The sequence below is a fragment of the Thauera butanivorans NBRC 103042 genome, from assembly GCF_001591165.1.
In the GTDB taxonomy this organism is placed as follows: domain Bacteria; phylum Pseudomonadota; class Gammaproteobacteria; order Burkholderiales; family Rhodocyclaceae; genus Thauera; species Thauera butanivorans.
The window spans coordinates 80719-90949 of the sequence record NZ_BCUG01000008.1 but is presented as its reverse complement, the minus strand read 5'-3'; the positions used below and the strand labels follow the sequence as shown (position 1 = coordinate 90949).

General features: G+C 61.8%; 9 protein-coding genes. 5 read left to right on the top strand and 4 right to left on the bottom strand.

Annotated features, from left to right (window positions below):
• Window positions 1-8: 8 nt before the first annotated feature.
• Both brxF and TBU01S_RS04450 read right to left on the bottom strand, forming a co-directional pair.
• Entirely contained in the window at window positions 9-467 is a 459-nt protein-coding gene (gene brxF, locus TBU01S_RS04455) for a BREX-3 system P-loop-containing protein BrxF (RefSeq protein ID WP_068635433.1), read from the bottom strand.
• 9 nt (window positions 468-476) lie between these two features.
• Window positions 477-1391 carry a WYL domain-containing protein gene (locus tag TBU01S_RS04450; protein ID WP_068635432.1) on the bottom strand — a complete coding sequence of 305 codons (915 nt, stop codon included), beginning with the start codon at window positions 1389-1391 and terminating at the stop codon, window positions 477-479.
• A 152-nt stretch (window positions 1392-1543) separates the two neighbouring features.
• Here TBU01S_RS04450 and TBU01S_RS04445 point away from each other — a divergent pair, with 152 nt between their 5' ends.
• Genes TBU01S_RS04445 through qatD form a run of 5 tightly spaced genes read left to right on the top strand, consistent with a single transcriptional unit; the run spans window position 1544 to window position 7468 of the window.
• Complete coding sequence (locus TBU01S_RS04445; RefSeq protein ID WP_068635431.1) at window positions 1544-2506, top strand: hypothetical protein; 963 nt, start codon at window positions 1544-1546, stop codon at window positions 2504-2506.
• A gap of 9 nt (window positions 2507-2515) precedes the next feature.
• Window positions 2516-4468 (top strand): Qat anti-phage system ATPase QatA, encoded by a 1953-nt coding sequence (qatA, locus tag TBU01S_RS04440; RefSeq protein WP_068635430.1) that lies wholly within the window; start codon window positions 2516-2518, stop codon window positions 4466-4468.
• The gene (gene qatB / locus TBU01S_RS25050) at window positions 4396-5340 is read left to right on the top strand and encodes a Qat anti-phage system associated protein QatB (RefSeq protein WP_369404193.1); all 945 of its coding nucleotides are present in this window, start codon (window positions 4396-4398) and stop codon (window positions 5338-5340) included. Before qatA ends, qatB begins: the two co-directional genes overlap by 73 nt.
• Window positions 5337-6713 (top strand): Qat anti-phage system QueC-like protein QatC, encoded by a 1377-nt coding sequence (gene qatC, locus TBU01S_RS04430; RefSeq protein WP_068635428.1) that lies wholly within the window; start codon window positions 5337-5339, stop codon window positions 6711-6713. The genes qatB and qatC overlap by 4 nt, the downstream gene beginning before the upstream one ends.
• Window positions 6710-7468: a Qat anti-phage system TatD family nuclease QatD gene (qatD, locus tag TBU01S_RS04425; protein WP_068635427.1), complete on the top strand. Its 759-nt coding sequence runs from the start codon at window positions 6710-6712 to the stop codon at window positions 7466-7468. Before qatC ends, qatD begins: the two co-directional genes overlap by 4 nt.
• 238 nt (window positions 7469-7706) lie before the next feature.
• On the opposite strand, the gene TBU01S_RS04420 is transcribed toward qatD, so the two are convergent.
• Together TBU01S_RS04420 and traD are read right to left on the bottom strand one after the other, a co-directional pair.
• Window positions 7707-8330 (bottom strand): IncC plasmid conjugative DNA transfer DtrJ family protein, encoded by a 624-nt coding sequence (locus TBU01S_RS04420; RefSeq protein ID WP_068635426.1) that lies wholly within the window; start codon window positions 8328-8330, stop codon window positions 7707-7709.
• A complete protein-coding gene (gene traD / locus TBU01S_RS04415) occupies window positions 8327-10231 on the bottom strand; it encodes a conjugative transfer system coupling protein TraD (RefSeq protein WP_068635425.1) in 1905 nt (634 codons plus the stop codon). The genes TBU01S_RS04420 and traD overlap by 4 nt, the downstream gene beginning before the upstream one ends.

Here is a 10231-nt window from a genome sequence, read left to right as displayed (position 1 = left end):
CCTCCCCGTTACTGAATTTCGAAGGGCACCAGACCGTCGATGCTGTAGTCATGGTGCTCCGGATGTCCCATTTCGGCGTAGATCAGCCGTCCCTCACGCAACTGGCCGGGCCAGACCGCCACCACCCGACGTGCCCGAGCAAGCTGCTTCAGCAGGTCGAGCGGATCTAGCCGCAGGCTGCGGTCAAACAGCAGCTCGATGTTGTCCAGCAGCACCAGGCCGTGAGCCGCATGCCTGTCTGCCAGCTCGCGCAATGCTCCGGGAACAGCCAATGCACGTTGCTTGACAGGGAGTGCGGCCAAGCGCGCGCCCAACTCGCTGCCGACGTTCAGCACCATCGTGCCGCGACGTTGAGCGAGCTCGTGCAGCAAGGAGGACTTGCTCGTCCCGCCTTCTGCCATCAGCAGCACCAGTTTGCTGTGCAGTGCTTCCACCTCGTCGACGATGCGATCCAACTGTTCGACCACGCCGCCTCCTCAGTCCGCCTCGGCTTCAAGCCGCTGTTGATCAGGGGACCGGTATCCCGGGGCCAGCACTGCGTTCTTGACGCCGTAGATCGCGAGATGGTCCTTCAGCCAAAGTCGGTATTCAGGCCCACGGAGGCTATGGTCGGGAGAGCAGTCGACGCTCCACTTGCGAAGGACATAGCCGACCGTCGCGGCCCTGAGCTTCATGTGCAGCGCTCCGTTGTGCATGCCGTAGTCCATTTCCGTGATCTCGGGCCTGGGTTGATCCGGGTGCGGGACCAAGTCGATCTCGACGATCCGTGTCCACTGGATGTCCTGGTCGCTGCGCTCGTGCGCCTCGATCTCGCTGCCTTTGAGCACAGTGGGGCGCTTGATTCGGGTCAGCACGAAATCGCGGAACTCTCGGGTCTTGCGGTCGAAGGCGCGCACATGCCACCGCAAGCCGTTGTCGATCAGCGCGAAGGGAACGATCTCCCGCTGGGTGCGACCGCTGGAGATCGAGTGGTACTCGATTCTTAGCGGGCATTCCTGATGGATGGCCCGGGTGACACAGGCGAGCCCATCCAGATCTGGCTGCGTGAGTCGCGCAGAGATTTCGTTGTTCACCCAGACCTTGATGCGCAGGGGCTCGCCGTCGCCGAAGCCTTGGGTGAGCCAGGAAAGCACCCGTTCCTGCGGGAAGTCGAACACCGGCCGGAAGTCTTCCCCCAGGACGTATGCCTTCGCAGTGGCGTCGTAGTCGATGTTGCCGGGGGTCAGTTCCTTGTACAGGGCCAAGTCCCGGGTCGCCGCCGCTGACTGGATTCCAAACCGGGACACCAGGTCCTGTCGGCGGATCTCTCCGATGAAGCGGACGCGCAGCTCGACGAAGGCAAGCCGGTCGCGTTGTGGCTGGGTTAGGTCCGCGAGCTGTTCGTATGACATCCTGGCTGGCTCATTCGGGTTGACGAATAGTTATGAAGACTGTTGCGGTAAGTATATGGGACGCTCTAGAATGTGTCCATCGAACCAGCAAGACACGTGTATGTGCATCATGATGATTAGCATCTGAGTGTCGAGGCCAGCTCGGGAGCAATATGGAATCAGCACGCGATAAGTGCACAGGGGGGATTGTCGACGCCGAACAGTTGTGGATCATCGACACGGTCGATCCGCTGGGCTATGAATGTCGGGGCTGCGGCGCCCCTGTCACCCCTTGCTCGTACCGACCAGAAAACAAGGTCCGTCCCTACTTCAGCGCGAAAGACGGGCACAACGCCGGCTGCGACGTCGAAGGCGAAGTAGAGCTGGTGAAACGAGCCCGAAAGCAGCGTATCTCAACGCGCGAGGGCTTCCCAGGCAGCTTCCCGAACCGGCTCGTGCTCCGAGACACGCGCCCGGCTGGCTCGAGCGGAACGCCGACTGACGCGACGAGTACTGGAAGATACCGAGCCGGTTCCAATGGCTCGGGCGAGGCGCAACGAGATCGCCACTGGGCGGCCCAAACCATTCGGCCGATCTGTCGCACCTTCGTCAACTATCCGTATGATCGCGACCTCCCTTTGGCGGTGCCTGGTATCGCTGCCCACACCTACCAGCGCGCCTTCCGCCCTCTCAAGAGCGATCAGATCCTCCAATACCCCGAACCGCGCCTTTTCTACGCTCCTATCAGCTGGAAGGCGCCTATCGAAGTTGATGACCAGTTCGAAATCCAGTTGAGCTACGGCGAGTGGACAGAGCGGAAGCTCACTCGCCCATACCGGGTGAGAATGGACTGGAAAGACTGGAGTGCAGCGAAGCGCAACTATGTGTTCCGAGAGATCGAAACCGCCAGGCTGGAATACATGGCGGCGAAGAAGCGCGGCGACAACGAGAAGGGATGGCTGTTTTTCATTGGAAGGCAGGACGAGGATGACCCGACCCTGTTTCATGTCGATGATCATCGCCTCGTCTGTTGCGTAGTCGCCGAAATGATCTATCCGCCGCGGCCCGCCAAGCGCCAGGAGGAGCGGCACGCTGCCGTACGCGCCAGTACAGAGTTCGCCGACCGAAACGGATGAGGATCCCAAATGTTCTTGAATGATCAGGAGACGGCGACAGACCTTCTGTACTACGAAGCGATCGCGAAGACCGTGGTTCGGTTGATTCGCGAAACACCCGATGCACCGGTAACCATCGGCGTTCACGGGGATTGGGGGGCCGGCAAGTCCAGTGTGCTCAGAATGCTTGAGAGTGCCTTTGCAAAAGACGAGCGTGTGCTTTGCCTCTGGTTCAATGGGTGGACCTTCGAGGGGTTTGAGGACGCCAAAACCGTTGTCATAGAAACCATCGTCGATGAGCTGCGCCGTGCCCGTCCGAAGTCAGCAAAGGTCGCAGAGGCTGCCCGCAAGGTTCTCAAACGCGTTGACTGGCTCAAGCTGGCCCGCAAGGCGGGCGGATTCGCCCTCACGGCTGTTACCGGCGTTCCCACGCTCGACCAGATCAAGGGTTTCGTTGATGTGGCGAACGCCGTCGTCTCCAAACCGCAGGAGCATCTGTCACTGGAGGACTTGAAGGGCGTGGCCCAGAAAGCCGGTGAGTTCCTGAAGGAAACCCCTGACGAAGCAGAGCACTTGCCGGAGCATATCCACGCCTTCCGGGAAGAGTTCAAGGAATTGCTGGATGCGGCCGAGATCGATCAGCTGGTAGTAATCGTCGATGATCTTGATCGGTGCCTGCCAAAGACGGCAATCGCCACTCTGGAAGCCATTCGCCTGTTCCTGTTCGTCGAGCACACCGCGTTCGTCATTGGCGCGGATGAGCTGATGATCGAATACGCCGTCCGCGAGCATTTCCCTGACCTTCCACCCAGTTCCGGACCGGTCAGCTATGCGAGGAACTATCTGGAAAAACTCATCCAGGTTCCTTTCCGCATCCCGGCCCTTGGCCTTGCCGAAACCCGCGTCTACGTCACTCTTCTGCTCGCCGAGAACGCGCTCGGCGCCAAGGACGAACGATTCCTACGTCTTCTTGACACGGCGCGTAACGACATGCGTCGCCCCTGGATGAGCCGAGGCCTTGACCGGAAAGCTGTTGAGGCCACCGTCGGATCCCCCTTGCCGTCTGAGGTTGAGCAAGCGCTCGTCATCAGCGCCCATGTAACGAAGATCCTTAGCGACGGTACCCGAGGCAATCCGCGTCAAATCAAACGCTTCCTCAATTCAATGATGCTCCGGCACGCTATCGCCGAGGAGCGTGGTTTCGGGACCGATGTGCAGAGACCTGTGCTCGCCAAGATCATGCTAGCTGAACGCTTCTATCCCGACTTCTATGAGCAGATCGCACGTTTGGCGGCGAATACGGCTGACGGAAAGCCTGAGGCAATCACGCTGTTCGAACAAAGCGTCCGAACACCTCAGAAAGATGTCGAAGAGGACAAGCCCACTGGCAAGGGCGCGCGCAAGCAGGCGGAGGCGAAATCCATAGTCTTACCGGCCGAGGTTGAGGAATGGACGAAGAACGAGTGGGCGAAGGCCTGGGCGGCTATTGATCCCCCTCTGTCAGGCGTTGACCTGCGGCCCTACGTGTTTGTTACGCGGGATAAACGAAGTTCCCTTGGCGGCCTGGTCGCCGCCAGCCATCTCGAGGGTCTGGTGGAGAAAATGTTCGGGCCGTCGATGATGGTCCAGGCGATCGCGGGCGACGTCGCGAAACTTGCTGGGCCCGAACCGGAAGAAGTGTTCGAAGCTGTCCGTAGCCGGATCCTTCAGCACGATAACTTCGCTTCCAAACCCAAGGGCGTCGACGGCATGGTGAAGCTCGTCGAAACCCATCCGGCTTTGCAGCGCAAACTGCTTGAGTTCGTGCGGGAACTCCCGACGACCAAGGTCGGTGCATGGGCCGCATCGAGTTGGGGTAAATGCTTCTCCGATACAGGTATCGCATCTGAATTTTCGGCTGTCTTGCAAGCATGGGCGGAGCAAACGGACAACAAGTTTCTCCAAGCCGCCGCCCAGGGCATCGTCCAATTGAAGCGGGGCTGAGCAGGATGGGGACTTCCAAGAGCTATGGTGGCCCAACCTCAGGCTTGGTCCCTTCCTGGGTTGACGATCCACTTCCTGGCACGCCGGGAACGCCCCCCGTCCCCACACAGCCGGGAATGCCAGGCTCACCCCTGACTCCACCCGGTGAGCCGCCCGGCCCGTCCCAAACGCAGCCGCGCCCTGACACCAGCGGTGCCGGCAGTCTGGGCGACGCACGAGGCAACTTCTCGCGCTTTTCACGAACCGGGAGCCGAAGCTCGCTCGGGCGAGCCCTTTCGGACTACGTCCGCAACGGCACCGGAGGTGCGGGGCGCGCCGCACGTCGCATGGGGGCATCGCGAGCAGTCAGCGCGGGGCTGCTTGGCGTCGTCCGCGATTTCCAGCAGCTTGGCCCCGCCGAAACGCTACGCAAGCTGAATCTCGCTGGTCTAGCGGGTCGCCCTGCCACCGAGGTGTTCGTGGCAATCATCGACGCGGTCTGCCCCCCAGGCGGCGCCGTCGACGAGGCGATCGCTCGCCAAGCAATGCTGGAGACGATCGGCGACATGGCAGAGGCGGGAATCGCCGGCTTTGACGCGCTAACGCCGGAACAGCTTCGAGAGTTCTTTCTCGATTTCATCGCCCGTTCGATTGAGGGCCGCGTCATGGCCGATATTGGAGGTCGAGGCATCACGCTACCGGACGATGTCGCAGCCGTCGAACACGCACAAGCGCAACTGCATGACTTCATCACTGGATGTACGCGCGGAGCCCTATCTTCGCGCCTGGACGGCATCGAGCACTTGGCGGATCGGGAAATCCAGGAAGTTGTTAACCAAATCTACGAGGTGGCCTTTGGCTTGGTCGCTGCCGCCGGGGAGGGCGCCGCATGACGCACCACACTATCGTTGCACGCTTGGGCCCGGCCGATCTCCTGCCCGTCACTCCCACTCGCCTCAACACCCATCTGACGGAAATATCCTTCATCGATGGAGGCCATCGTCTCGGCTACGGACTCGGCCAAGCACTCGATCAGCTGCGCGATCTTGGCATGCGCCCATCCGAAACAAGCATCGACTTGGCGCTTCTCGCCGCAGTTATCACCGCGGCTGACACGCGAATCTCACGAGCGACTGAAGCTCAGGACGCCTGGAGCCGCGAGATCGACCTGATTATTCCCGTCCACAACCCCGATCTTTGGACGAGTCTCGCCGCGTTAGCCGTGACCACATTGAACTTCCTGACGGGAGATCGTTGGACGCTCCGCTTCCGCCCGCGTATCTCTGGGCTCTCCGAACTTGCGACGCCACCGGAAAGGCTGCGCATCACCAATCCGACAAGTGTTTGCCTCTTCTCGGGAGGGCTCGACAGTTTCATCGGCGCGATTGACCTTCTCACGTCCGGGGAGGAGCCAATACTTGTCAGCCACTACTGGGACAGCAACTCCACTGGCAAGTACCAGACCCACTGCGCTGAGGCGCTGAAGCGTCGATTTGCGTTGGCCGATATCGCCCACATTCGTGCGCGCGTTGGCTTTCCAAGAAACACGGTCGAGGAAGTTCTGGCCGAAGACACGCTTCGCGGCCGGTCGTTCCTATTCTTCTCCCTGGCGGCGATGGTTGCCGACGCCGTCGGTGGAGACATGGTTATTCATGTGCCTGAGAACGGTTTGATTTCGCTGAATGTACCTCTCGACCCGCTGCGGCTGGGCGCGCTCAGCACACGCACTACCCATCCGTTCTACATGGCGCGGTTCTGCGACCTGCTACGAGGATTAGGGCTGAAGGTACGCCTGCACAACAGATACGCTCATCAGACAAAGGGACAGATGGCAAAGGGCTGTGCCGATTTGGACTTCCTCCAGAGGGAGGTCAAGAACACCATGTCCTGCTCATCCCCGGGCAGCCGACGCTACGATCCGGATCCGTCCCAACGGGATCCGAAACATTGCGGGCGCTGCGTGCCGTGCCTGATCCGACGCGCGGCGATCCTTGAAGCCTGGGGCCTGGACGACACCCCCTATCGTATTCCAGATCTCCGAGCACAGGTGCTCGACACCAACAAGGCCGAAGGCGAACACGTTCGTTCATTCCAGGTTGCCCTTTCACGTCTGGCGAAACAGCCCGAGCGGGCAAAGCTGGACATCCATCGCCCGGGTCCCCTCACCGACCACCCAAATGACCTCGCGGCCTATGAGACGGTTTACGTTGCAGGTCTTCAGGAAGTTGGTCGCTTGCTCCAGGGCGTCCAGGCTCGACCACTATGACCGATTCCATTCGCCCCCGCTGGGTCGACTTCCATTGTCACCTGGACCTCTACCAGGATCATGCGGCGCTCATTGCTGAGTGTGATCAGGAGAGGGTCGCGACTCTCACTGTGACAACAACTCCAAAGGCATGGCCATGCAATCGAGACATGGTAGCCAGATCATCTCATGTACGAGTCGCGCTCGGACTGCACCCGCAGCTTGTCGCGGAGCGCGAAAGTGAACTGCCACTCTTTGAGCGCTACCTGCCTGATGCGCGCTACGTGGGTGAGGTCGGCCTCGACGCGGGAAATCGGTTCTACAAAAGTTTCGCCGCACAGGAACGGGTATTCGAGCACATCTTGCGCGCTTGTGCCGAGCAGAGTGGCAAGATTCTGACGCTACACAGCGTGCGCGCCGTCTCGAAGGTGCTCGGGCATCTTGAGCGGAGCTTCCCTCCAGATCAGGGTCGAGCGATCCTGCATTGGTTCACGGGGACACCCGCCGAGGCGAAACGCGCGGCAGCGTTGGGCTGTTACTTCTCCGTCAATGGCGAGATGCTCCGATCGCCGAAGCACCGCCAAATGGTTATGGGCATCCCACTCGAGCGCCTCCTGACCGAAACCGATGGCCCGTTCGTGGAACAGGATGGGCTGCCTATGCGACCACGTGACGTCAGTCGCACCGTTGCAGAGCTGGCGACTTTGCATGGAGTCCCTGAGGACTCTATGGCAAGCACGATCATTCAGAACCTGAAACGACTAGTCAGCGACTGAGTTATGCAGTCATTCAATGGTAGATGCCGTCCCGAATACGATGATCGTTTCGGTTGCTCCCGTTGCTCAGTAAGCGCCATTCGCTGCTCAAACTACTCGGCACATTGGGAGAGCCTTCCTCAGCAACGTAGGTGATCAATTTTCGGTGTCTGGCAGTTGGGAGTTTGATCGGCCACCATGGTGACCACCAACTTTGATGGTGGACACTATGTCAGAGCACATGTTGACTTGACGTAGTTCATGCACGCCGATGAAAACACCCCACCGCCCGGCCCGCCAGCACCCCGACCACCAGCGGTACGCAAGGCAACAGCAAGGGATGCAGCGTCACCGGCAGTACGAAGCCGATGACCGTCGCGCAGAGAGAGATGATGCCCAGGCTCGCGTACAGCGCGAACATCTCCGGATCGTGCTGCAGGAATTCCTTGGCCTTAATGAGCCGTGCGAACCCGCCGTCACCGAGTGCGGCCAGGACGAACACCGTCAGCTCGGGCAGCCATTCGAGCAGCGTGGCAAACCGGTAGCTGGCGAGCAGGAGCAGGGCGTCGACGGCGCGAAAGTAGGCGTTGTTGAAGAGGCGCTGGTTGACCGAGGACATCTCCCGGGAGACGGCGCCATTCACGCCACCTGGCGAAGGCGAATCCTTCGCGGCAGGAATCGGGGTGACCTCGGCCGCCGTCTCCTGCATCCTCAGCGACCGATTCAGCATGCGGGTGGCCGGCTCGCCGCCCCAGTATGCAGCCGCCGCCTCATGCTCGGCGCGCAGTTGGGCCAGGAAGCGCTCCGGCGGATGCGCTGCTGGCATATACAGCACGAGCACCAGCAGGATGAGCAGCGATACCACGGCGACGGCGCGGATCATGGCGCCTTCCCCGGCGTGCGGTGGGGCTGCGCATCGGGATCGAGGATCGGAAACCGCCCCTTGATGATCCGGCCTCCCGACACTGAGGCGAAGTACTGGAGGTTGGGCAGCTTCCCCAGCACATCGGCCGGCACCATCTCCTCGAAGCTCTCGGTGAGCTGGGTGGTATAGCTCGACGAAAAGTCGCCGAGGTGGGCGTCCGAGCCGTGGCTCAAGCCCACGCGCACGGTGTGGATCGCCGTCTTGCCGAAGGTCTCGACGACGAAGTCCTGGGTCGGCCGGTCCTTGGTACGCAGGGCGATCAGGTTGTTGAGGTTGCCCAGCGCCATGCGTGCCGCGTCCTCGCTGCCCAGCCGCTTGGCCAGGTCGGCCAGGGTCTGCATCGCGCAGGTGGTGAAGATGCCGCCCTCGGCACCCTTGTTGAGGATCTCGATCAGCGGCTGGTTGATGACGTTCGAGACCTCATCGACGAAGAGCGCGATGCGCCGGTAGCTGCCCAGGTTGTAGCGCATTCCGGCCCGCGCCGCCTGGTCGGCCAGCGCCAGGGCGCCGATGGCCGAGGCGACTGACGGATCGGGCAGGGAGTCCAGGCACATGTAGAGCACATGACCCGCCCGCTCGATCTTCTCGAAATTCATGATGGGCCGCCTGTCGTCCGCATCGAAGGGATCAGGTGAGAGGCTCTTCCCAAGATCGCCCGAGGTCAGCATCGACAGGATGGGGAGCAGGTTGGCAGTGATCTTCTGATAGTGCTCCCGGTTGTGGCGGAAGGTGCGCACCTGGGCGTCGATCACCTTGTTGCGCTGGTTCTGGGCGATGTGGTGCTCGTAGTACGCGACGAAGGCCACCAGGTCGGCGCTGGCCGCCTCCGACGGGCGCTTGAGGTTGCCGCGGTGGCCGTCATTGAGGAGCTTCTTCATCTCGGGCAGTTCCCGCCAGCCGGCACCGAGGGTCTGGTCGTAGTAGCGGCGCAGTGAGCTTTCCAGAACCGGCTCGATGCCGCCCTCGATGTACTTGGTGAGCTTCACCAGATTCGGCCGCTCCTCGATCTCGACCAGGCCCTGCACCACGACGTTGACCGCATCCCAGCCGAAGGCCGAGAAGGCGCCGGCGGTGTCGGGCGGCATGATCGCCTGAATGCGCGAAGCGATCTCGGTGGGCTTCTGCCAGTTGAAGGTGAAGTCCAGGCGCACGCCCCGCTCCGGGAAGGCTGGGTGGAACTCCAGGAAGGTGTCCGGCTCGCGGTAGTCGGCGCAGGCGCGCTCCACGACGCGTTTGAGCCGCCGGCTGTTCTTCGGGTCGATGACGATTACCACGTCGCCGCGCCGGATCGCCTGAGTGATCAGGTTGGCGAGCGCCACACCCTTGCCGGACTGGGTGGTGCCGACCAACAGCGTGCCGCCCTCGAAATTCTGCAGCGGCCGGTGCAGGGGGCCTTCCTTCGGTTCGACGCCGTGGATGTAGGGCAGACCGATCTCGGCGTCCGGCTGGGGCTTGGCGTTGTAGCCGAGCAGCTGCAGCAGGCGCGGTGACACCGCGAATTCCCGGTAGTCGATCTTGGCGAGCTCGTAGAGCCGTTGCGAATGCACCGGCCGCCATTCGAAGCCGAAGCCCAGGAACACTGAGGCCGGATCCTTGCACCAGTGGGCCAGGTCGTCGGTGCCGATGACCTCGATACCGCGCCCGCCCAACGACGCCCGCAAGACGAGCATGTGCAGCGCCTGGGCCACCCGCAGTACGCCCATGGCTAAGCAGACGAGCGCCAGCGGCAGGGCCAATTGCCGGGGGAGGGCGCCGGTCACGCCGACGCCGACGAAATAGAGCAGCGCCAGCCACCAGGCGATACCGGCATAGACCTCGTAGGCACGGCGCCAGGGCATCTCGTAGCGGCGTACCAGCAT